We start from the raw sequence: 22,556 nt of genomic DNA, 5'->3' as shown, positions 1-22,556 counted from the left end.
GTGGCCCCAAGACCCGCAAACCCGCACCCTATGTCGAAGGCGCGGTAGCCCGAGCCCATCACAGTACCGCCCGCCTGCTTAAACGCGCCAAAGGCGGGACATCTTGATCAAGACCTTGAAAGGGCTGGCTCTTAGGGCGTTGGCCTTTCCTTGATTTGTTAGTGGTTTATTAGCGTTGCCCCTGTGCGGGGCGGCACCTACTTTTCTTTGCCGGCTGCAAAGAAAAGTAGGCAAAAGAAAGCAGCTCAAACCGCTACTGCTAAGTGGGCGCCGTGGTCTGCTGCGGGTAGTGGTGCATCTGGAATCTGTGTTCTCGCACATTCGGCGTCTGTGACAAGGGCGTCATACTTCCGGCGGCGCTTCGCGCGCCGACGCGGTACTTCACCAAACCCGTGCGTTGTTGTCGACACGCTGCGGAAATCCTGCCAGCAACTAGCTGTCGTTACGCTCACTGCTGCGCTATTAGGTCAATAGCTGCTTCCGGCGTTAGGGCACACTTGAGATCATCAGCGTCTTGAGTTAAAAATTCATTGGATGATGCCGATCACGTACTAAAGTGTTTTGTCTGGCACTTGAGACGAGGAGGCAACGATGGGCAGACGGCGGTCACGCAAACCGTTTGTCTGGAGTTGGTCAACTGATGAGACGCTGGCTAGCCTCGAACGGTTTTAGTGCGGGTCCGGAAGGCTGCAGCAGGAACACCATGAATATCAATATCGATGCAATTGACGAAGTCGCCCTAGCCCTTCTCTACCTGACCCTGCATGACCGATACCGCGCATGGAAGGGCTTTGACTGGGATGTGCTGAACCGACTCCATGAAAGAGGCTTCATCGAAGACCCCGTCAACAAGACGAAGTCCGTGATTTTTACGGACGAAGGACTACGCGAGTCCGAGCGGCTTTTTAATCAGCACTTCGTCATTCCAGAAAGAACGGAGAATTGATGCAACAAGCTTCTAAGTCACGGCACTAGCTGCTTGGTTCACCAAGCGTCAATTCAAAAACCCGATATTCTCAGCGCATCGCCGAGGCGAAGCCGACGGCCCCCACGGACCTCAACTCAACCGAAGCCGGCGGTTTCCCATGCAGACCCGTCCGCGACGCACGCAGTGCGGAGTGGGAGCTGATGAGCCCTTTGTCACTAGCGCGGAATGTGCGAGAACACGGATTCCAGATGTACCACTACCCGCAGCAGACCACGGTGCCCACTTAGCAGTAGCGGTTTGAGCTGCTTTCTTTTGCCTACTTTTCTTTGCAGCCGGCAAAGAAAAGTAGGTGCCGCCCCGCACAGGGGCAACGCTAATAGACCACTAGCAAATCAAGGAAAGGCCAACGCCCTAGGCAAACAGACAAAAGCACCGAGCAGGCAAACAAAATCAACCCTGCCGAAGGCAATACCCAGCAACAGCGTCCAACACACCCTCATCCTCGCCAACCGCCGTAGCGCACTTAATCTCGACAGCAGGATACGCCCCCCGACACCTCTCGATCACCTCCGGCAGATCCCTGCGAACATGCCCACCTTGCCCAAAAAACACAGGCACAACAGTCACAACAGAACACCCGTCGGAGACAAGAGACCCCACAGCGGTAGGCAAATCCGGCTCCATCAACTCAAGAAAAGCCAACAAAACCGGCCCAGCCTCAGCATCAGAGCCGCGCGCAGCGCGAACCTTCTCAGCGAGCCTTTCAAATGGCTCCCGCCACCGCACATCCCGCGCGCCATGCGCAAACAAAACAAGTCCATGCGTAGCCATGACAAAGGCCCCTAATGGCGATCAACCCACTTCAACCCGACCAGCCCGAGCACGAGATAAACGAGCCCAGGCGTAGCCGCAGTCAACGGCGCAGGCCACGTATTCAACGTGCCGATATGCGAGAACAGCGTATTGAACAGCTGGAAACTCATCCCCAGCATAATCCCGCCGAAAACCTTCACACCCACCACGCCGGCGCGCGTATGCAGATACGCAAACGGCAGCGACAACACCAGCATCACGAACACCGCAAACGGATACAGCAGCTTGCGCCACAGCGCAATGTCATACCGCTGCGTGTCCTGATGATTCTCGGTCAAATGCTGGATGTAGCGGAACAGATTGAACATCGACATCCGGTCCGGCGACACCAGTAGCACCGACAAGATCTGTGGCGTCAGTTCCGAGCGCAGCGAATACGCCGGCAACTCCACCTGCTTTGCACGGTACACCGGATTCAACGCATCGGCCGGCGTGCCCGGAGGAGGAGGGACGTCGATCAGTTGCGTGTCCGTCACATCAGTCAGTTGCCAATGACCCGGCGGCTGATACGTGCCGCTCTTCGCAATCCGCACGTTCGAGAGGCGGAACTTCGAATCGAATTCGTAGATGCGCACGTTGCTGATCGTCGCGTCCGGCTTCAATTCGCCAACGTTGACGAAGCGCGTCACCTGCTCGCCGTCCGCGCGCGCCGTCAGCGTGTCCTTCACCCACACACCCGACTCGAAGTTGCTCGATACCGACGACCCCAATGCCTCGAGCCGCACGCGTTCCGACAACTGATCCGTGTACGGACCGACCACTTCGCCGATCAGGTAAGTCAGGAACACGAGCGGAATGCCGATCTTCATGAGCGAGCGCAGCGCCTGATTGGTGGCGAGGCCGGACACGCGAAAAATCGTGTACTCGGAGTTCGCCGCCATTTGCGCGAACACGTAGATCGCGCTGATCAACGCAGCAACCGGAATGATTTCGTAGAAGCGCGACGGCGTTTGCAGCGCGACGCGCAGCACCGCGTACTGGAACTTGTAGTTGCCGTGGCCGACGGAATTCAGTTCGTTGATCAGGTCGAAGAAGAAGAACAGACCCGAAAACGCGAACAGAATAAAGATGAACGTGAGATAGATCTGACGCGCGAAATACCTTTCATAGATGCGCATCGGTCAGGCCCCCTGCGAACGGCTGAACATCGCCCGCGTGAATAGCGGCCGGTTGCGCACGCGCAGCCAGAAGATGAACGCGACGATCACCGCCACAATAACGTGCAGGCCCACCAGTCCAACCGCGAACGACATCCTGCCTTGCTCGATCCACGACTGCACGACATTAAGCAGATTGGAATACGTCAGATAGATCAGGACGGCCATCACCAGATTGATCGTGCGGCTGCGCCGCGGGTTCTGGTGCGCAAGCGGAATCGCCAGCAGCATCAGGTTGATCGCGATCAGCGGCAGCCCCGCGCGCCAGGCGAATTCGGCGAGATTGTCGTCGGTGCGGTTACGCAGGAGCGTGAGCGTGGGCAAGCTGGTGGTAGTTGGCGTGTTGACGACCGGCTGGCTCTGGATCTTCAGGCCGTAGCGGTCGAATTCCATGATGCGGAAATCGGGGTGGCCCGGTTCGCCGTCATAGCGGCGGCCGTTTTCCAGCACGACAAAGCGGTCGCCGTTCTTATCAGTTTCGGTGTGGCCGGTTTTCGACACGACCACGTTGACCTTGCCGTTCTCCGTGCTGGTCACGAAGACGTTCTCGACGCGCGCCTGGTCGGGCGACATCTTCTCGATGAAGAACACGCGGTGGTTGGTGGCCGACTCGCGGAATTGACCCGGCGCGAGCAGCGAGACTTCGTCGCGCTGCTGGAAACGCGCGCGCAGCAGCTTGTTCTGCTGGTTCGACCACGGCCAGCCGACGAACACGAAGAACATGATGAGAATGATGATCGGCGTGGAAAAAATGGCGATCGGCTTGATGAATTGCGTCAGGCTGACGCCGGAGGACAGCCACACGACCATCTCGGAGTCTTTGTACCAACGTGTCAGGACGAACAGGATCGACACGAACAGGGTCGCGACGAGCATGATCGCCAGGTAGCCGATCACAGTCAGGCCGATCAGGACCAGCACGTCGCGCGGGTCGATCTCGCCCGAGGCCGCGAGGCCGACGATGCGGATCATCATCGTCGTCAGCACGAGCGTGAGGAGAACCATGAACACGGCACCAGCCGTATACGCGAGTTCGCGCTGGAGGGAGCGTTCGAAGATCATTATTGATGATGAGGTGGGGCGCTCTCAGTGACGCACGGATTGGTTCCCGTCACGCCTCCGGTGCAGCCGCCGCGGGAAAAATAGCGGATAATTGCGGCTTTCATCCTAAGCCCAGATTTTATCCGAGGACAAGCGCGATGGACTTTAGCATAAAAGCCTGTGATTGGACCAAAGGCTCGTCAAACGGTTTCCTGACCGGGAAATCCGATTGCATCGTAATCGGCGTGTTCGAGTCGCAAACGCTCTCGGGCGCTGCGCTGGAGATCGACGTGGCCACCAAGGGCCTCCTGACCCGCGTCATCAAGGCCGGCGACATGGACGGCAAGGCCGGCACCACCCTGTTCCTGCACGAAGTCTCGGGCATCGGCGCTTCGCGCGTATTGCTGGTCGGCCTCGGCAAGCAGGATGCTTTCAGTCAGAAAGCCTACGGTGAAGCCGTGCGGGCCGCCTGGCGCGCACTGCTCGGCACCAAGATCGTCCAGGTCACCTTCACGCTCGCCCAACTGCCGATCCTCGAGCGCTCGGCCGATTGGGGCGTGCGCGCCGCGATCCTCGCGCTGCGCGAGTTGAGCTACCGCTTCACACAGATGAAGAGCAAGCCGGACAACGCGCCGCGCGCCCTGAAGCGCATCGTGTTCAGCGTCAACACCGGCGATGAGAAGGCCGCCAAGCTCGCGGCCAAGCAGGGCGCCGCGCTTGCCAACGGCATGGATCTGACGCGCGACCTCGGCAACCTGCCGAGCAATGTCTGCACGCCGACCTATCTTGCCAACACCGCGAAGAAGCTCGCCAAAGACTGGAAGCTGAAAGTCGAAGTGCTCGGCGAAAAGCAGTGCGAAGCCCTGAAGATGGGCTCGTTCCTGTCGGTCACGGCCGGCTCGGTCGAACCGGCTCAGTTCATCGTGCTGCAGTACCACGGCGGCGCCGCGAAAGCCGCGCCGGTGGTGCTGGTCGGCAAGGGCGTCACGTTCGATACTGGCGGCATTTCGCTGAAGCCGGGCGAAGGCATGGACGAGATGAAGTACGACATGTGCGGGGCCGGTTCGGTGCTGGGCACGTTGCGCGCCGTCGCCGAAATGGGCCTGAAAATCAATGTGGTCGGCATTATCCCGGCTGTCGAGAACATGCCGTCGGCCACCGCCACCAAGCCGGGCGACATCGTCACCAGCATGAAGGGCCTCACGATCGAAGTGCTGAATACGGACGCCGAAGGCCGGCTCATCCTGTGCGACGCGCTGACCTATGCCGAGCGTTTCAAGCCGGCGGCGGTGATCGACATCGCCACGCTGACGGGCGCTTGCATCATCGCGCTGGGTCATCACAACAGCGGTCTGTTCTCGAAAGACGACGCGCTGGCGGGCGAACTGCTCGATGCCTCGCGTGAAGCCTCCGACCCGGCCTGGCGCATGCCGCTCGACGACGAGTATCAGGATCAGCTCAAGTCGAATTTCGCGGACCTGGCCAACATCGGCGGCCGTCCGGCGGGCAGCGTGACGGCGGCGTGCTTCCTGTCGCGCTTCACTGAAGCGTATCCGTGGGCCCATCTGGACATTGCCGGCACCGCGTGGAAGAGCGGCGCGGCGAAGGGCGCCACCGGCCGCCCGGTGCCCTTGCTCGCGCAGTTCCTCATCGACCGGGCCGCGGACGGTAGGGCCGCGGACGGTCGCGCTGCACAATGACGCATTGCAGTAAGGTTACAGGCGTCGCTGTAGACGCAAAGCGGAGCTGCCGATGACGAGAATCGATTTTCACTCGAACGTCGGCGATTCGCTGCTGTATGCGTGCCGCCTGATCCGCAAGGCTTATCAGGCGGGCCAGCCGACCATCGTGCTGGCCGAGCCCGAGCGTCTGCGGGCTTTCGACGAGCAGTTGTGGACCTTCTCGCCCCTCGATTTCGTGCCGCACTGCATGGCGGGCACGCCGCTCGCCGCGCAAACACCAATTGTGCTGGCCTCGAACCTCGATGATGTGCCGCATCATCAGGTGCTGCTCAATCTCGGCGCCACGGTGCCGGCGCAATTCGCCCGTTTCGAGAGATTGCTGGAAGTGGTCGGTAACGCACACGACGAACTCGCGGCGGGCCGCGAACGCTATCGTTTCTATCGCGATCGCGGCTATGCTTTGAACAACTACAAGCAAGGCAGCTAGGCACCATTTCGTCCGCGTCGCGTGGTGTTTTGTCGGATGGATTCGACGCGCGCGCGGCCTGCCTCGGCTTGGACTCAAACACGGAGAGCGCGCGTGTCCGATCCTAACGATAGTTCGATCCCGGTTCTGAACGAGATTCTCGTGCCGGGCCATCCTGCCCAGGCGCGCCAGGTGGAGGGTGGCGCAGCGGCGCCGGCTACCCAGCCGGCGGCCGATCCCGCGACTGCGCAAGAACCGGTCCTTACGCCGGAACCCAGGCACGAGCCTGAGCCGGTGTTTGCGCCAGAAACCCTGCAGGCACAGAAGGAGCCGACGCTCGCGCACGTGGCTGAGCAAGCGCACGTGGCGGAGCAAGCGCATGTGTCGGAGCAAGCGCATCCGGCCGAGCACGCCCACCCGAAAAAGCGTTCGAGGGCACACCATGCTGCCGATCACCGGCACGGACATGAGCCGGCCTTTGCGTCTGCGGGCGTCTTCGACCGGGCTGAACCGCATGCGCCGATCGAGGCGGGTACGATCGTGCCGCCGGATATCGCTCACGAAGCGCAGCCGCAACCGAATCTTGATGCCGATGTCATCGCCGAACGTCTGCGTGGACGGTTCGCGGGTTTTCTGACGGGCGAGGGGCGCGGCATTATCGAAGCACGTTGCCGCGATGCGTTGCAGGATCACACGTCCTGGCTCGTCAACCAGATCACGCGCGAAGTGGCGCTGGCGCTGGAGACGGAATTGACCGGCTGGGTCAGGGAAGCGGTCGATCAGGAGATCGCGCGGCGCTCGGGCAGCGCCTGATCGTGGCTGGGGGCGTGCCGTTATCCGGGCGCGCTCACCGCTTTCATCAAGCGGGGTTCATTTGAGTTTTCGTTTAAGCGCCGTTATTTGAGCGTCATCACCCAGCTCGCCAGCGTAGCCGCCTGATCGGGCGTGAGTTGCGTATTCGCGGGCATCGGCACCGCGCCCCACACGCCCGTGCTGCCATCCAGAATCTTGTGCTTCAGATAGGTAGCGGCATCCTCGCGGCCGGCATATTTCGAGGCGACGTCATGCAGCGCCGGTCCCATGAAGGGACGTGTCACCGAGTGGCAGCTCATGCAGTTCTGCTGCTGGGCAAGCGCGAGGGCGGTGGGCACTTCCGCGTGCGCCGCCGGACTGCCGGCGCCTAACATAGCGCTCAGCACGCTGGCCGCCGCGAGCGCTGCATACGACATTGATTTCATTCTGGTCTCCGTCGGTGCAGGTGCCCGACTCGTAGTGCATGCATTATAAAAGGAAAGGGGCGCACGGTTTCCCGTGCGCCCCTTTGCGCTTTTTCGTAACTGACGCAGCCGACGTGGCGTCGAGCGATGCTGCGCGTAAGCCCCGGCCAATCGAGGTGAATCGAGGCGGATCAGCGCAGCGTGTGCTTAATGCCCGCTTAGCCCGTCACCGCGCCCTTGTTGGCCGGCAGCGCCAACGCGGAGTACTTCGCCAGCACGCCACGCGTGTAACGCGGCTTCGGTTGCTGCCATGCAGCGCGGCGGCGTTCCAGTTCGGCGTCGTCGATGTTCAGTTGCAGGAGCAGCTTGTGCGCGTCGATCGTGATCGAGTCGCCTTCCTGCACAAACGCGATCGTGCCGCCCACGAAGGCTTCCGGCGCGACGTGACCGACCACCATCCCCCACGTGCCGCCCGAGAAGCGGCCGTCGGTGATCAGGCCGACGCTTTCGCCGAGTCCCTTGCCGATGATCGCGGACGTAGGCGCGAGCATTTCCGGCATGCCGGGGCCGCCCTTCGGGCCGAGGTAGCGCAGCACGACCACGTCGCCGGCCACGATCTTGTCGGCCAGAATCGCTTCCAGCGCGCTTTGCTCGTCGTCGAACACGCGGGCCGGGCCGGTGATGACCGGGTTCTTCAGGCCGGTGATCTTGGCGACGGCGCCGTCGACGGCCAGGTTGCCCTTCAGGATCGCCAGATGGCCTTCCTTGTACAGCGCTTGCTCGATCGGGAAAATCACCTGCTGATCGGCGCGTGGCTTGCTCGGCACGTCCTTCAGTTCTTCAGCGATCGTCTTGCCGGTGATCGTGATGCAATCGCCGTGCAACAGGCCTGCGTCGAGCAGGATCTTCATGACTTGCGGAATGCCGCCGGCCTTGTGCAGATCGGTCGCCACGAACTGGCCCGACGGCTTCAGGTTGCAGATCACCGGCACCCTCTTGCGCATGCGCTCGAAGTCTTCGATGGTCCATTCCACTTCAGCCGCGTGGGCGATGGCGAGGAAGTGCAGCACGGCGTTGGTCGAGCCGCCCGTGGCCATGATGACGGCCACGGCGTTTTCGATCGACTTCTTCGTGACGATGTCGCGCGGCTTCAGATCCTTCTTGACCGCTTCGACCAGCACCCGTGCCGATTCGGCCGCCGAGTCGACCTTTTCCTGGTCCGGATTGGCCATTGTCGACGAATACAGCAGCGACATGCCCATCGCTTCGAACGACGAGCTCATCGTGTTGGCGGTGTACATGCCGCCGCACGAACCCGTGGACGGGCACGCGTTCTTTTCGACCCCTTCAAAATCTTCCTGCGACATCCGGCCGGCCGTGAATTCGCCCACTGCTTCGAACGACGACACGATGGTCAGGTCGGTGCCCTTCCAGTTACCCGGACGGATCGTGCCGCCATACACGTAGATGCTCGGCACGTTGGTGCGCAGCATGCCGATCATGCCGCCCGGCATGTTCTTGTCGCAGCCGCCGATCACCACCACGCCGTCCATCCACTGGCCCTGCACGCACGTCTCGATACAGTCGGAGATGACTTCGCGCGACACCAGCGAGTACTTCATGCCTTCGGTGCCCATCGACATGCCGTCCGAGATCGTCGGCGTGCCGAAGATCTGCGGATTCGCGTCCGCGCCCTTGACCGCGGCGACGGCCGCGTCGGCCAGACGCTGCAGGCCGGCGTTACACGGCGTGATGGTCGAGTGGCCGTTGGCGATGCCGATCATCGGCTTGTCGAAGTCGGCCTTTTCGTAGCCGAGTGCGTAGTACATCGAGCGGTTCGGTGAGCGCGCCACGCCTTGCGTGATGTTCTTCGAACGACGGTTGTATGCCATGGGGAACTCCAATCTGTTTTGTTTTGATCCGTGCTGCGTATGCGGGGCTCAGGTGCTGCCGCAAAGGCTGCGCTGACGCTGCCAATGCGTTGCCGGCGGCGTCGGCCGATACGGCGCTTCTGGTCAGTTCAGTTTAGTTCCGACGCGTTGCGCAAGGGTGCAGTTTTGCGAAGCGCGTGTCCAATATATTATTCAGGCTCGATTAGGTCGTAAAATGTATTAATCATGTTGCCTACGATTCCTGACCTGCGCCAGTTGCGCTATTTCGTGACCGTCGCCGAAGAAAAGCACTTCGGGCGGGCGGCCGTGCGTCTTTCCATGACGCAGCCGCCGTTGTCGCAGGCGATTCGGGCGCTGGAGGAAACACTCGGCGTCGAGTTGTTCGCGCGCACCAAGCGCTCGGTGGAGTTGACCCCGGTGGGCGCTGACCTGTTGCCCGAAGTGCAGCGCCTGCTGGCGAGCGCTGAGGGGCTGCGGCCGTTGGCGCAGAGCCTCGCGCGAGGCGAGGCCGGGGCGCTGTCGCTGGCCTTCGTCTCGACGGCCGATTACGGCCTGCTGCCGTTGCTGCTGCGCGATTTCGGCGTGCGCCATCCACGGGTGCGCCTCGAACTGACCGAAGCCACCAGCGACGTGCAGATCGAGGAACTGGTGGCCGGGCGCATCGACGCAGGCCTCGTGATCGCGCCGCTACCGTCGCGCCATGCCACCCAGCTCTCGTGGTTGCCGATCGCCCGCGAGCCGCTGGTGATCGCGATGTCGACGGATATGGCGCAGCGCGTGGGCCGCGCCGCCGGCTCCAAGGCTGACTCGCACGCGGAGTGGCTGGAAACGCCCATCAGCCTGCGCGACGTCGCCGACGAGCCGCTCGTGATCTTCCCAAGACGTCTGGCGCCAGGCTTTTATGACATCATTATGGATTGCTACGGCGTGGCGGGCCTGGCACCTCGGGTCGGCCAGGAGGCGATCCAGATGCAGACGATCGTGAGCCTTGTGTCGGCCGGGATGGGCGTCGCACTGGTGCCGCAATCGTTGCGTAATCTGCGCCGCACGGGTGTCGTGTACCGGCCGCTCTCCGAATCGGTGCCGGCGATCGAGACGGGGCTGGTCTGGCGCACGGCGGAGGTGAGTCCGGTGTTGGTCGGCTTCATCGAGATCGTCCGAGCGCACGCGGCCACCATGGAGGCGCAGTTCGCGGCGCCTCGTGTTTAGGCGAGCTGAGGTGAGCCGCTGCCGCGAACGCATTGCAAGCGGAACCGTCCAACGCATGCGCCGCATGACGCGCACACCGCCGGCTGCTACTTGAAACTCGACTAGAAATCCGCTTCTGAACCTGAACTGCCCATAACAACACGATGCTCATTCACCCGAATTTCGACCCCGTTGCCATTCATCTGGGGCCGCTTGCTGTGCGCTGGTATGGACTGATGTACCTCGTTGCGTTCATCGCGGCGATCGTCGTCGGCCGGTTGCGGCTGCGTTTGCCGTACGTCGCCGCACAGGGCTGGACCGCTAAGGATATCGACGACATGCTGTTTTACGGCGTGCTCGGTACGATCCTCGGCGGCCGGCTCGGCTACGTGCTGTTCTACAAGGCGAGCTTTTACTTCGCGCATCCGCTCGACATCTTCAAGGTGTGGGAAGGCGGCATGTCGTTTCACGGTGGCTTCCTCGGCGTGACGCTGGCGATGGTGCTGTTCGCCTATCAGCGCAAGCGCTCGTGGTTGCAGGTCACCGATTTTGTTGCGCCAATGGTGCCGACCGGGCTCGCGGCAGGGCGCCTCGGCAACTTTATCAACGGTGAGTTGTGGGGCCGCGTGACCGATCCGTCAGCGCCCTGGGCGATGCTGTTTCCAGGTGCCGCGCCGGACGACGCCACGTGGCTCACCGCCCATCCGCAACTGGCCGCGCAATGGCATCTGAACGACGTGTTCGCGCAATATCACATGCTGCCGCGTCATCCGTCGGAGTTGTATGAGATCGCGCTGGAAGGCGTGGCGCTGTTCTTCGTGCTGTTCTTCTTCTCACGCAAACCGAAACCGATGGGCGCGATTTCCGCGGTGTTCCTGATCGGCTACGGCCTTGCGCGTTTCACGGTGGAATTCGCGCGTGAGCCGGATGACTTCCTTGGGCTTCTGGCAATGGGTCTCTCAATGGGCCAATGGCTCTCGCTGCCAATGATCCTCGTGGGCATCGGGATACTGGTGTGGTCCTATCGCCGTGCGCGGCGTGAACCGGCGCAGACGGTCGGTGCGAATTGAGCGCTACGTTTTATCGTAGTGAGCTGAGTAGCCAATGAAAAAAAGCCACGGCATGCCGTGGCTTTTTTTCATTGCAGCGGTACTTCTGGCGTAAAACGCGCTACTTCATCTGCACCGAGCCCGACACATTGACTGTTACCGTCGACGTGCCGCCTTCGATCGGCACCGGCGCGGATGCCTTAGCATCGGCACCCATTGCACGTGCGCTCATCATCATCATCGGACGGGGCATGACGCCGTTGTGGCCGACGTTGACTTCACGAATCGAATAGCCGTTGTAGCCGAACGCCTGCGCCGAAGAAGCGGCTTGCTCACGGAACGACTTGATGGCTTCACCGGTGAGCTTCTGCTCCGCGGCACGCTGCGCTTCAGGCGACAGCGAGAACTGCACGTTGCCGACCTGCATGATCGATGCCATCTGGCCTGCGAGTTTCGACGCCGCGGCGAAGTCGTGCGACTCGAGCACAACTTCAGTACGGCCGCGCCATGCGGAAATGCGGCCGTCACGATCGGTGGACGGGTAGATAGAGAAGGAGCCGGTGCGAGCTGTTACGCCGTTCACGCCCTTGGCTTTTTGCAGCGCTGCGTCGGCGCGTTGGTTCAGCGTGGAGGTGAGCGCGGACGGATCGCTCGCTTCCTGCTCGTAGAACAGCGTGATATCGACGACGTCTTGCGGCACCTCAGCGCTTGCCTGTGCATTCAGCGACAGCACGCCGGCGGGCTGATACTGCGTCACGCCTTGCGCGCGGGCCATGGCCGGCGTCAGTGCGAACGCGGCAGGCGCGGCGCATACGAGAGCGAGAGCGAGTGCACGTGCGGTGTTTTTCGTCATTCTTGGACTCCTTGCTTGAACAGGTTGTGCACGATTGGAGCGAACGCCATGCGATGGCACAACGTTTGCGAGTCCGTTAGGCGCTTGTAACCTGAGCTTGGTTCCCCAATTTGACGTTTGCTCAACGTTTGCTTTCATCCGCGCACAGACTTGCGCGTGAAACAAGCCGCAACGGGTCACATGTGCGTATGCAACGTTAAACAAGACGTTTGGTGATGAAGCGCCATTCAGCTTCGGTCACCGGTGTGATCGACAGGCGGTTGCCTTTGACGAGCACACGCATGTCCTTCAATTCCTCATGCTCGCGCAGCGCGGCAAGCGGAATCAACGGGATCTTCTTCTTGAACACCACATCGACGAGTAGCCAGCGCGGCGTTTCCTGCGACGACTTCGGGTCGTAGTAGGGGCTCTTCTTATCGAATTGAGTGGGGTCCGGATACGCGGTGGACGATACCTCCGCGAGCCCCGCAATGCCTGGCTCCGGACAACTCGAGTGATAGAACAGCACACCGTCGCCGACCTGCATCGTGTCGCGCATGAAGTTGCGCGCCTGATAGTTGCGCACGCCAGTCCACGGCAACGTATGGTGCGGTGCCTGGGCAAGATGGTCGATGCTTGCTTCGTCCGGTTCGGACTTCATTAGCCAGTAGCGCATGAATCGAATTGAACGTTAAAGGTTTGATACAGCAAGAAAAATCGAGGCCCAAAGAAAAACGGCACCGAACCGAAGTCCGATGCCGTTTGAATAGGTCCCCGCCTTAGCCGCTAGGCCGGCATCCTGAACCGGGGGTTCAGAATTGGTCGCAGTTAGCAGCACTTCGGGTACATCAGACAGAGTGACGCGCACACCCGTGCTACAAATTTCCACAACCGTGCACATGGCATTGGTTCAAGGAATATATGACCTTGGCGAACCAGGCAGGGAAGTCAAACCGATTGAATTCAAAACGTTTGCATGAGTCTTTGCTCATGCACCTCGTTTGAATCCGCAGCCGATCTCAGGACCGGCTACAAGATACTTTTACATGCTGTACTGCTGAATCACAGTACCCAGTTGCTCGTTCATTTGGTGCATTGTACGCCGGATTTCTTCAGCGGGAAATGCTTCTCCGTGCCGCACGCTGCTTTGCAGCTTAAGCAGTTCCGATGCCAGCGACAGCGCGGCCATGACGGCAATGCGATCCGTGCCGCGTACGTTGCTGCTATTGCGGATCTTCGACATCTCGGCGTCGACGCGTGCAACCGCTTCAAGCAGCGCGCCTTCAGTTTCCGGCGAGCAGGCGAGACGATAGGGCACGCCGAGAATCGATACTTCGATCTGCTTGGTGGTCATGCATTTTCTCCATGGCGGGTGACGTCGCTCTCCGCTTCTTCCTCATGCGGCGCGGCCTCGAGCAGATCGAGCTGATTATCAGGCTCGCTGTGCGCGCGGGCCCGCGGCAATTTTTCGAGGATCGCATTGAGGCGCACCTGTGCGTCGTCGATCTTTGCCGACAGCGCGTCGCGTTCCGCCTGCAGCGCATCGCGCTCCTCGCGCATCAGCGCGAGTTCCGTGCGCGTGGCCTCTGCTTCGGCACGCGTTTGGGCGAGCTGATCTTCGAGCGCGAGCCGCGCTTCATTGTGGCGTTGGCTGATCGTGATCAGCTTGCCGATATTCTGTGAAAGTGTTTCGAGTTCGGTGAGCATCTGCTGCGTCCTCTAAAGACATCGCATTTTAGCGCGGAATGTCGCAGGTTCCGACAATTGTCTCGTTTCGAGACGTAACAACATCGCTTTGTGCCGGCTTTTATCGACCATATGATGAAAAACAACTCATGCATCGGACAATAACCTGCACTTAACAGAACAGTTTGCGCACGGATTAACCATTCTTGACGGACCTGAAGGCCGCTCCTAAACTGGCCGCACTTTGGTGCTCGCGCGCGCTTTTCCACAGTGTGCGCAGTTAAACGGGAAGCAGGGCGCGCGCCTCGTCTGAACGCGCTAACCTGCGCTGCCCCCGCAACGGTAAGCGACCGCATTCGTCATGCAGGTCGATCCTGATCGCGTGTTTGAAGCTGAACACGCGAGTGTGCCACTGCGCGTCACGCGTGGGAAGGCGGGATCGATGTGTCGCCAGCCCGGATACCGGCCAGAGGGAGAGGCTCGTTCCCGCGCAAACGTAAAACAACGCGGGCGCCTCGTTACGCATCGGCCTGCGGGGAAGCGGGCCGAGCACGCTATCCACAGGAATGTCATCCCATGCTGTCCCCCATCGCTCGCGCGGCGTTGCTCGCCTTTGCGAGCCTGCCGCTCGTCGTGCATGCGCAAGCTGCTGCTTCTTCTTCGTCGCCGTCTTCATCTTCTTCTGCCGATACGGAGGCGAGCGGTTCGTCACCCGCGGTGTTGTCGCCCGTTGTCGTGACCGCGGAGCGCGGGCCGCAACCGCTCGCCGATGCGATCCCACAGACCACGCTGTTCGATCAGCAGGACATCGCCGATACGACCGCCACCGATTTGCCCGGTCTGCTGCAACTCGCGCCCGGCGCGCAAATCTCGCGCACCGGTGGCCCGGGTTCCACGACGAGCCTGTTTCTGCGCGGCGCGTCGTCGACGCAATCTCTTTTGTTGATCGACGGCGTGCGAGTCGACTCCGTGAGCCTGGGCGCGCCGCAACTCGCGCAGATTCCGCTCGACCAGATCGATCACGTCGAAGTGGTGAATGGCAACGTGTCCGCGCTTTACGGCTCCGGCGCAATTGGCGGCGTGGTGCAGGTGTTCACCAAAGACGGCGGCGACCATCCGCCGCGTTTCAATTTTTCGGTGGGCTATGGCAGCTATCACACGCAGACGCAGCAAGCCGGTGTGAACGGCGCGCTGGATAAAGACGGCAGCACCACCTTTAGCATTTCGCTCGCGCGCTCGAAAGACGACGGTTTCTCCTCGCTCAATCCGTCCCAGGCACCCAACGCGAATCCGAACGCGAACGGCTATCTGAACGAAAGCATCTCGGCTTCGCTGCGTCACAAGTTCAGCGACAAGTGGGACGCGGGCGTCACCTATTTCCAGTCGAACGGCAATAACAGCTACGACAACGCGTACGGTGTGCCGACCGATCTGAACAACCTCTACACCAAAGTGCGCCAGGTGTCGGTGTTCGCGAACGGCAAACTGACCGACTGGTGGACCACGCACTTCATCGTTTCGGAAGGCGACGACCGCAGCGTGGCGAATACCAACGGCATCTACAACGGCCGCTTCGATACCGACAATCGCCAGTACACGTGGCAGAACGATTTCGCGCTCGCCGCGCAGCAGAAACTGCAGGTCGGCTATGAGCATCTGGACCAGAGCCTCGACTCGGATGCGTTCGCCGCACCCGACCGGCATGTGGATTCGGGCTTTGTCGGCTACACGGGGCGCTTTGGGCGCAATCAGATTCAGGCCAACGTGCGGCGCGATCAGTATTCCGATTTCGGCGGGGCGAACAGTTACTATCTCGGCTACGGTTTCGACATCACCGAGCATTGGAAGGCGACTGCAAGCTATTCGGATTCATTCCGCGCGCCGAGCTTCGACGATCTGTACTATCCGCTCAGCGGCAATCCGTCGATTCAACCGGAGCGCAGCCATTCGATCGAAGCAGCGTTGCAGTACGCGTCGAACGCGCTTGGTGTGATGCGTCTGAGCGCGTTCCAGACGCGTTATTCGAATCTGATCGACTACGAGCAGGTTACGCCCGGCATCTATCTGGCCGAGAACGTCGGCCGTGCGAAGGTGCAGGGGCTCGAAGGATCGTGGAGCGGCCATGTGGGCAAGACGGGCGTGCGCGCGTCGGTAACGCTGCAGAATCCCGTCGACCTCGATAGCGATACCGATCTCGTGCGGCGTGCCAGGCGCTTCGCGTCGCTGGCGGTGAACCGCAGCATTGGCGGGTGGCGTGTCGGCGGCGAGTGGATCGTCAGCGGCGCCCGTGAAGATAGCAGCGGCACGCTGGGCGGCTATGGCGTGGTGAATCTGTCGGCGCGCTATAACATCACGAAGGCGTGGTACGTCGCCGCGCAGATCCAGAACCTGTTGAACAAGGACTATGAAACGGCCTACTCGTATAACTCGCCGCGGCGCGGTGCGTATGTCACGGTCGGTTGGCAGCAGCAGTGATGAACGTATTTGCATGAGAACGCGCCGATGAACCGTAGCTCGAGCCCGATGTCCACGACCACGTTGCGCGTGATGAGCGCGAAGCGCGCGGCCGCGATCTGGCTCGTGCTCGCGGCAGTCGCGCTGGTTGTGCTGATGGCGTCGCTCGCGTTGGGCAGCGTGTCGCTCGCGCCAGCGCGCGTGTTGGCGGCGTTGCTGCCGTCGCACGCGTCGCATGTCGAGTCCGGCGATCTTGCCGGCGAGATCGTGCGCACGCTGCGTTTGCCGCGCGCGCTGGCTGGCTTCGCGTGCGGCGCGTTGCTTGCGCTGGCCGGTGCGCTGCTGCAAGTGCTGTTGCGCAACCCGTTGGCCGAACCCTATGTGTTAGGTGTGTCGGGTGGCGCGGCGACATTCGCGCTGGTCGCGATGATCGCCGGTTGTGCGTGGTGGATCGTCGACGCCAGCGCGTTCGCCGGCGCCTTCGTGTCGATCCTGCTGGTGCTTGGCCTCGCACGCCGTGAGTTGTGGCGAGGCGAGCCGCAGGATACGTCGCCGCGTTTGCTGCTGACCGGCGCGGTGATCGCGGCCGGCTGGGGCGCCCTCATTACCCTGTTGCTCAACCTTGCGCCGGACAATCGGCTGCGCGGCATGCTGTTCTGGCTGACCGGCGATCTGAACGGCGGCGCGATGCCATGGACGGCGCTCGCCGCGCTCGTCATCGTGCTGGTGGCGATCGTACCCGCTGCGCCGCGCCTGAATGTGCTGCTGCGGGGCGACGCCGCCGCGCAGGCACTCGGCGTTGCTGTGATGCCGCTGCGCTTGCGCGTGTATCTGGTGGCGTCGCTGGCGGCCGCCGCGGCTGTGACCACGGCCGGTACGATCGGTTTTGTCGGGCTCGTCGTGCCGCATATGCTGCGGCTCGCGTTCGGCAACGATCAGCGCATGCTGCTGCCAGCAGCGGCGCTCGGTGGTGGTGTCGCGGTGATGGGCGCGGACCTGATTGCGCGTACTGTGATTGCACCGGCGCAATTGCCGGTCGGCGTGATCACGTCGATCGTCGGCGTGCCCGTGTTCCTGTGGATGCTGTTGCGCAGGCGCCGATGATGAACGCACACAACGCCCCGCATTCGGCGCTTAGCGCGCAACGCCTGACCTTGCGTGCGGGCATGCGCACCTTGCTCGACGCGTTCACGCATACGTTCTACGCAGGCGAGATCTGGTGTATCGCGGGCCCCAACGGCGCGGGGAAGACGACCTTGCTATCCACGCTCGCCGGTCTGGCGCAGCCGTCGGCGGGGCATGTCGAACTCGACGGCGTGCGTCTCGCCGACTGGCAGCCGTTGCCGCTTGCGCAGCGTCGCGCGCTGATGCCGCAAAGCGCTGCGGACGCCTTTAGCGCGAGTGTGCTCGACATCGTGATGCTGAACCGTTTTCCGCATCTGACCGGCTGGGGTTGGGAGGGTGAGGCCGATCGCGCTGCTGCGCATGCCGCGCTGGACGTTTTGGGCCTCGCCGCATTCGCCGCGCGCGACGTGCTGTCGCTTTCGGGTGGCGAACGTCAACGCGTTGCTCTCGCAGGAGTGTTGTGCCAGGAAGCGCCGTTATTGCTGCTCGACGAACCGCTCTCGCATCTGGATCTGCACCACCAGATCGACTGTCTCGAAGCGCTGACCGCCTGGACGCGCGAACCTCGGCGTACAGTGATGTTTTCGTGCCACGACCTGAACCTGGCGCGCCGCTTCGCGACGCATGCGCTGCTGCTCGACGGGAACGGCGGCGCGTATGCCGGACCGGTGCACGATGTGCTGACGCCCTCGCTGACGAGCCGTGCGTTCGGCTATCCGTTGATTCTGATTCGCGACGGCGAGCATGAGGCGCTGATTCCCGCGCCGCGCTCGCGTCACGAATCGCCTGCGGCGCATGACACGCCGGCAGGCTAAGCGCTTTATAAAAACACTCTCTCTTTTAGAAACGTCTATGACTTCTTTGCCAGGTTTGCCGGAATTGACCGAAGTCGAACCGCTCGATCAAACGCTGCGTGCCGAACTGCAACACATCATCGATACCAAGACCAAGCCGCCCGGCAGTCTTGGGCGGCTGGAAACGCTCGCGCGCCAGATGGGGCTGATCCAGCGTACGACACACCCCACGGTCGAACGTCCGGCGATGATCGTGTTCGCCGGTGACCACGGTATTGCGCAGGAAGGCGTGAGTCCGTATCCGCAAGCGGTGACCGCGCAAATGGTCGCTAACTTTCTCACGGGCGGCGCGGCGATCAATGCCTTGAGCCGCGTCTCCGGCGTCGAGCTCGAAGTGGTCAACTCAGGCATTGCGACGCCGCTGCCGTCGACGGAGGGGCTCATCGACATTCCGGTTGCGGCCGGCACGCGCAACTTCGCGCACGAACCCGCCATGACGCACGAACAGGCACTTGCCGCGATGCAAGCGGGCGCGGCTCGTGTGCGGCATCATGCGGCGCTCGGCACCAATGTGATCGGCTTCGGCGAAATGGGCATTGCGAATACGTCGTCGGCCGCGTGTCTGATGAGCCGCTTGTGCGGCGTGCCGATCGACGAATGCGTCGGACGTGGCACGGGGCTCGACAACGCGGGGCTCGCAAAAAAGCGCAACGTACTCGCCTCCGCGCTCGCGCATCACCCCGTTTCCAATGATCCGCTCAAGGTGCTCGCCACCTTCGGCGGCTTCGAAATCGCCATGATGACGGGCGCATATCTCGCTGCCGCGCAAGCGCGTATGACGATCCTTGTCGACGGATTCATCGCGACCTCGGCGTTGCTGGTGGCCGATGCGTTCGCACCGAACGTCCGCGAGTATTGTGTGTTCGCGCATGCATCGAACGAGGCGGGGCACCGGCGCATGCTCGATCATTTCGGCGCGCTGCCATTGCTTTCGCTCGATATGCGTCTCGGTGAAGGCACCGGCGCGGTACTCGCGGTGCCGCTGCTGCGCGCGGCAGTGGCATTCGTGAACGAAATGGCCAGCTTCGAATCGGCCGGTGTCGCAAATCGCGATGTGTAATCCGTTATACGAAGCGCTGTTGTACGACGCGCAGTCATTCAGAAGCGTGCGTCCGGCTCACTCATGAATCCGCTCGCTGAACTCCGCTATTTCTTCACGGCACTCGGCTATTTCACGCGCGTGCCGGTGCCGCGCTGGGTCGGCTATGAGCCGCACTATCTGAATGCGGCGGCGCGTTATTTCCCGCTCGTCGGTCTATTGGTCGGCGGATTGAGCGCGCTGGTTTATCTCGCCGCGTTGCATGTCTTTCCCGCGGGCGTGGCGGTGCTCCTGTCGATGGCGGTGTCGCTTCTCGTCACCGGCGCATTTCACGAGGACGGACTTGCCGATTGCGTTGATGCGTTCGGTGGCGCCTATACGCGCGAGGACGCGTTGCGCATCATGCATGATTCGCGCATCGGTGCTTTCGGCGCCATCGCGCTCGTGATCGCGCTAACACTGAAGTGGCAAACGCTCACCGCGTTGCCGCCGATGCGCGCCGCAAGTCTGATGATTGCAGCGCATGCCGCGAGCCGTGTGTTCGCCATCAGCTATCTGGCCACACTCGACTACGTGCGCACCGAAGGCAAAGCCAAACCGGTTGCGCAGCGCTTGAGCGGCCCCGCGTTGCTCTGCGCAGCGGTGTTCGGTCTGCCGTTGTTGCTCTGGCCAAACGTGCTGGATTCGCCGAATTGGCGCTTCGCCGGCGTGACGCTCGCCATACTGATGGCGCTGCGCTTTGCATTGGGCCGCTATTTCGTCAGACGCATCGGTGGCTACACCGGCGACTGCCTCGGCTTCGCGCAACAGATCTTTGAACTGAGCATCTACCTCGTGGGGCTCGCATGGATATCGTCCTGATCCGTCATCCTGCCGTCGCGCTCGATTCAGGGGTGTGCTACGGCCACAGCGACGTGGCGCTCGCCGAAGACGTCGAGATATCGGCGAGTGCGCTTGCGTTGAAACTGGCGGCCTTGCAGATACCGCCGCCGCGTGTGTTGATGTCGAGCCCGTTGACGCGTTGCGCGACACTGGCCGCGGTCATGGCGAACGATTTCGGTTGCGCGCTCAGTCACGACGATCGTCTGAAGGAAATGAATTTCGGCGATTGGGAGGAGCAGCGTTGGGACGCAATCGATCGCGAGTTGCTCGACGCCTGGGCGGCTAACTTCGAGCACGCGCGTGCGCATGGCGGCGAGAGCGTCGCGCAATTCGTCGCGCGGGTACGGGCGTGGTTCGACGCGTTTGCGCAGACACGCGAGTTGTCGCCCGCGTACGTGGTCACGCATGCCGGCGTCATGCGGGTGATCGCTTCGCTGGTGTTGGAGGTGCCGGTGGAAAGCTGTCTGCGCTGGTCGTTGGAGATGGCGGGGATTGTCTGGCTACGCCGGGATGATGAGACGCAGCAGTGGTCGTTGGTGAGGTGGAATGTGTGAGGGAAGGGGCTTGGTCCCTGCAGCCCCCCGAATCGCGTCAGCTCAGCCTTATTCGTGACACTTTTTCGGGGAATTTGTCGCGAAAACAGAAATCGTGACACTTTAAGACGTAAAAAGTGTCGCGATTCGCGCGATTTGTGCCACAATGTCATGAAAAAGTGTCGCGATTAGGATTTATTGCGACACATTGGCAAAAGGGTGGCGCGCATGAACAGCAGTGGCATCAAGCAGGAATTGGATCTGATCGAGCAGCTCATCGCTGCAAGCGCCGAGGGGCGAGGCGTTCGTGCGCTTGCAGCGGCACTTGCTGCGCGCCGCCATCCCATGCAACGCCGCACGCTGCAACGTCGTCTCGACGTGTTGCTCGAAGCAGGCCGGATCGTCTCGGAAGGTGCCGGCCGGGCAGTGTCCTACAAGCAGACTGCGGCTCCTGGCGAGGCTGTTTTCCCCACACAGGTTATCGCTGGCGCAAGCACTTCCGGCGAGGCCTACGTGCCCGTATCGAGTGCGGGCCTCGAGGTGCGCGCGGAAGTGAACAGGCCGTTGCACGAGCGCCGGCCGGTCGGCTATAACCGTGCGTTTCTCGAACGCTATCGTCCGAATCAGGACGCGTATCTATCGCAAGCACAGCGTGAACGCCTGCATGAATGGGGCCGTACGTCGGCGGATGTGCGGCCGGCCGGCACCTACGCACGCGACATCATGAGCCGGCTTCTGATCGATTTGTCGTGGGCGTCGTCGCGGCTCGAGGGCAATACTTACACGCGGCTCGACACCGTGCGGCTGATCGAGCAAGGGCACATTGCGGAAGGCAAAGACGCTCAGGAAACGCAGATGATCCTGAATCACAAGGCCGCGATCGAAATGATCGTCGAGAGCGCGGACGAAGTGGGCTTCAATCGATTCACCGTACTGAACCTGCACGCGATTCTCTCCGACAACCTGATGTCTGACCCGTTCGCCAGTGGCCGTTTGCGCGCGCGCGAAGTGGAGATCAGCGGCACCGTATTTTTTCCGCTCGCGGTGCCGCAGCAAATCGCGGAATGCTTCGAGGCGGTGTTGAACAAGGCCGCCCAGATCGACGATCCCTTCGAGCAGGCTTTCTTCAGCATGGTGCACCTGCCCTATCTGCAGCCGTTCGAAGACGTCAACAAACGGGTCTCGCGTCTGACCGCGAATATCCCGCTGATCCGGCAGAATCTGTGTCCGTTGTCGTTCATCGACGTTCCCGAAAAGGCCTACGTCGACGGTACGCTTGGGGTGTACGAGGCCAATCGTGTCGAGTTGTTGCGCGACGTTTTCATCTGGGCATACGAGCGCTCGTGTCAGCGTTATCTGGCGATTCGACAATCGATCGGCGAGCCGGACGCGTTTCGCCTCAAGTATCGCAATGCATTGATACAAGTGGTGCAGGAGGTGATTCGCGGTGGCCTTGCCGGTACGCGTGACGAGATTGAAACGCTCGCACAGAATCAGGTGGATGCGGCGGAACTATCTTCGTTCGTCGATGCGATCCAGTCCGATCTCGATCAACTCTACCTGGGTAATGTTGCGCGCTATCGGCTGCGGCTTTCCGAATTCGAACGCTGGCCGTTCAAGCGGGCGGACGCCGTTTCGCGCTAACGCGGCACTGCCTG

The 22,556-nt window shown here is 61.7% G+C and carries 22 protein-coding genes, 1 other RNA gene and 1 riboswitch; of the genes, 13 read left to right on the top strand and 10 right to left on the bottom strand.

Annotated elements, in window-relative coordinates; all coding sequences use genetic code 11:
* The first annotated feature begins 703 nt into the window (after positions 1-703).
* Positions 704-946: a DUF6429 family protein gene (locus tag FSO04_RS21195; RefSeq protein WP_097391632.1), complete on the top strand. Its 243-nt coding sequence runs from the start codon at positions 704-706 to the stop codon at positions 944-946.
* A 432-nt stretch (positions 947-1,378) separates the two neighbouring features.
* On the opposite strand, the gene FSO04_RS21190 is transcribed toward FSO04_RS21195, so the two are convergent.
* From FSO04_RS21190 to lptF, 3 genes are read right to left on the bottom strand one after another with little or no spacing between them, the layout of a single operon-like run.
* Complete coding sequence (locus FSO04_RS21190) at positions 1,379-1,759, bottom strand: sirohydrochlorin chelatase (RefSeq protein WP_154562143.1); 381 nt, start codon at positions 1,757-1,759, stop codon at positions 1,379-1,381.
* 11 nt (positions 1,760-1,770) lie between these two features.
* The gene (lptG, locus tag FSO04_RS21185; protein WP_154562141.1) at positions 1,771-2,919 is read right to left on the bottom strand and encodes an LPS export ABC transporter permease LptG; all 1,149 of its coding nucleotides are present in this window, start codon (positions 2,917-2,919) and stop codon (positions 1,771-1,773) included.
* A gap of 3 nt (positions 2,920-2,922) precedes the next feature.
* On the bottom strand, positions 2,923-4,020 hold the full coding sequence (gene lptF, locus FSO04_RS21180) for an LPS export ABC transporter permease LptF (protein WP_154562139.1): 1,098 nt from the start codon (positions 4,018-4,020) through the stop codon (positions 2,923-2,925).
* Positions 4,021-4,157: 137 nt separating this feature from the next.
* Here lptF and FSO04_RS21175 point away from each other — a divergent pair, with 137 nt between their 5' ends.
* From FSO04_RS21175 to FSO04_RS21165, 3 genes are all read left to right on the top strand, one after another.
* Positions 4,158-5,699 carry a leucyl aminopeptidase gene (locus tag FSO04_RS21175; RefSeq protein ID WP_154562137.1) on the top strand — a complete coding sequence of 514 codons (1,542 nt, stop codon included), beginning with the start codon at positions 4,158-4,160 and terminating at the stop codon, positions 5,697-5,699.
* Positions 5,700-5,751: 52 nt separating this feature from the next.
* A complete protein-coding gene (locus FSO04_RS21170) occupies positions 5,752-6,168 on the top strand; it encodes a DNA polymerase III subunit chi (protein WP_134960722.1) in 417 nt (138 codons plus the stop codon).
* Between the two features lie 93 nt (positions 6,169-6,261).
* A complete protein-coding gene (locus tag FSO04_RS21165; RefSeq protein WP_168435768.1) occupies positions 6,262-6,960 on the top strand; it encodes a DUF2486 family protein in 699 nt (232 codons plus the stop codon).
* Positions 6,961-7,043: 83 nt separating this feature from the next.
* Here the strand turns inward: FSO04_RS21165 and FSO04_RS21160 are convergent, their stop codons facing one another.
* Together FSO04_RS21160 and ilvD are read right to left on the bottom strand one after the other, a co-directional pair.
* Positions 7,044-7,385, bottom strand: a complete 342-nt coding sequence (locus tag FSO04_RS21160) for a c-type cytochrome (RefSeq protein ID WP_154562133.1) — start codon at positions 7,383-7,385, stop codon at positions 7,044-7,046.
* 197 nt (positions 7,386-7,582) lie between these two features.
* Positions 7,583-9,256 carry a dihydroxy-acid dehydratase gene (gene ilvD / locus FSO04_RS21155; protein ID WP_154562131.1) on the bottom strand — a complete coding sequence of 558 codons (1,674 nt, stop codon included), beginning with the start codon at positions 9,254-9,256 and terminating at the stop codon, positions 7,583-7,585.
* A gap of 225 nt (positions 9,257-9,481) precedes the next feature.
* On the opposite strand from ilvD, the gene FSO04_RS21150 reads away from it, so the two are divergent.
* Complete coding sequence (locus FSO04_RS21150) at positions 9,482-10,465, top strand: LysR family transcriptional regulator (RefSeq protein WP_154562129.1); 984 nt, start codon at positions 9,482-9,484, stop codon at positions 10,463-10,465.
* Positions 10,466-10,608: 143 nt separating this feature from the next.
* Positions 10,609-11,514, top strand: coding sequence for a prolipoprotein diacylglyceryl transferase (gene lgt, locus FSO04_RS21145; protein ID WP_154562127.1), 906 nt, complete (start codon positions 10,609-10,611; stop codon positions 11,512-11,514).
* A 100-nt stretch (positions 11,515-11,614) separates the two neighbouring features.
* Here the strand turns inward: lgt and FSO04_RS21140 are convergent, their stop codons facing one another.
* The 5 genes from FSO04_RS21140 to FSO04_RS21120 form a co-directional block, all read right to left on the bottom strand.
* Positions 11,615-12,346 carry an SIMPL domain-containing protein gene (locus tag FSO04_RS21140; protein WP_154562125.1) on the bottom strand — a complete coding sequence of 244 codons (732 nt, stop codon included), beginning with the start codon at positions 12,344-12,346 and terminating at the stop codon, positions 11,615-11,617.
* 196 nt (positions 12,347-12,542) lie between these two features.
* Entirely contained in the window at positions 12,543-13,001 is a 459-nt protein-coding gene (locus FSO04_RS21135; protein ID WP_154562123.1) for an EVE domain-containing protein, read from the bottom strand.
* Positions 13,002-13,092: 91 nt separating this feature from the next.
* A non-coding RNA gene (gene ssrS / locus FSO04_RS21130) (6S RNA) lies at positions 13,093-13,274 on the bottom strand.
* Positions 13,275-13,367: 93 nt separating this feature from the next.
* Positions 13,368-13,679, bottom strand: coding sequence for a cell division protein ZapA (locus FSO04_RS21125; RefSeq protein ID WP_054035122.1), 312 nt, complete (start codon positions 13,677-13,679; stop codon positions 13,368-13,370).
* Positions 13,676-14,032 (bottom strand): hypothetical protein, encoded by a 357-nt coding sequence (locus FSO04_RS21120; RefSeq protein WP_054035121.1) that lies wholly within the window; start codon positions 14,030-14,032, stop codon positions 13,676-13,678. The genes FSO04_RS21125 and FSO04_RS21120 overlap by 4 nt, the downstream gene beginning before the upstream one ends.
* 207 nt (positions 14,033-14,239) lie before the next feature.
* Positions 14,240-14,496, top strand: a riboswitch (cobalamin riboswitch).
* Positions 14,497-14,587: 91 nt separating this feature from the next.
* Between FSO04_RS21120 and FSO04_RS21115 the strand changes: the two genes are divergently transcribed.
* The 7 genes from FSO04_RS21115 (at position 14,588) to FSO04_RS21085 (ending at position 22,542) form a co-directional block, all read left to right on the top strand.
* Complete coding sequence (locus tag FSO04_RS21115; RefSeq protein ID WP_154562121.1) at positions 14,588-16,486, top strand: TonB-dependent receptor domain-containing protein; 1,899 nt, start codon at positions 14,588-14,590, stop codon at positions 16,484-16,486.
* A gap of 27 nt (positions 16,487-16,513) precedes the next feature.
* On the top strand, positions 16,514-17,569 hold the full coding sequence (locus FSO04_RS21110; protein ID WP_154562119.1) for a FecCD family ABC transporter permease: 1,056 nt from the start codon (positions 16,514-16,516) through the stop codon (positions 17,567-17,569).
* Positions 17,566-18,405 carry an ABC transporter ATP-binding protein gene (locus FSO04_RS21105; protein WP_154562117.1) on the top strand — a complete coding sequence of 280 codons (840 nt, stop codon included), beginning with the start codon at positions 17,566-17,568 and terminating at the stop codon, positions 18,403-18,405. The genes FSO04_RS21110 and FSO04_RS21105 overlap by 4 nt, the downstream gene beginning before the upstream one ends.
* A 37-nt stretch (positions 18,406-18,442) precedes the next feature.
* Positions 18,443-19,504: a nicotinate-nucleotide--dimethylbenzimidazole phosphoribosyltransferase gene (cobT, locus tag FSO04_RS21100; RefSeq protein WP_154562115.1), complete on the top strand. Its 1,062-nt coding sequence runs from the start codon at positions 18,443-18,445 to the stop codon at positions 19,502-19,504.
* Between the two features lie 63 nt (positions 19,505-19,567).
* The gene (locus tag FSO04_RS21095) at positions 19,568-20,344 is read left to right on the top strand and encodes an adenosylcobinamide-GDP ribazoletransferase (RefSeq protein WP_154562113.1); all 777 of its coding nucleotides are present in this window, start codon (positions 19,568-19,570) and stop codon (positions 20,342-20,344) included.
* Positions 20,329-20,919, top strand: coding sequence for an alpha-ribazole phosphatase (gene cobC / locus FSO04_RS21090; protein WP_154562111.1), 591 nt, complete (start codon positions 20,329-20,331; stop codon positions 20,917-20,919). The genes FSO04_RS21095 and cobC overlap by 16 nt, the downstream gene beginning before the upstream one ends.
* Positions 20,920-21,126: 207 nt before the next feature.
* A complete protein-coding gene (locus FSO04_RS21085) occupies positions 21,127-22,542 on the top strand; it encodes a Fic family protein (protein ID WP_154562109.1) in 1,416 nt (471 codons plus the stop codon).
* The last annotated feature ends 14 nt before the right edge of the window (positions 22,543-22,556 follow it).

This window comes from Paraburkholderia madseniana, assembly GCF_009690905.1.
GTDB classification, from domain to species: domain Bacteria; phylum Pseudomonadota; class Gammaproteobacteria; order Burkholderiales; family Burkholderiaceae; genus Paraburkholderia; species Paraburkholderia madseniana.
The sequence above is the reverse complement of the archived record's forward strand: the minus strand, read 5'-3'. Positions and strand labels throughout refer to the sequence as shown.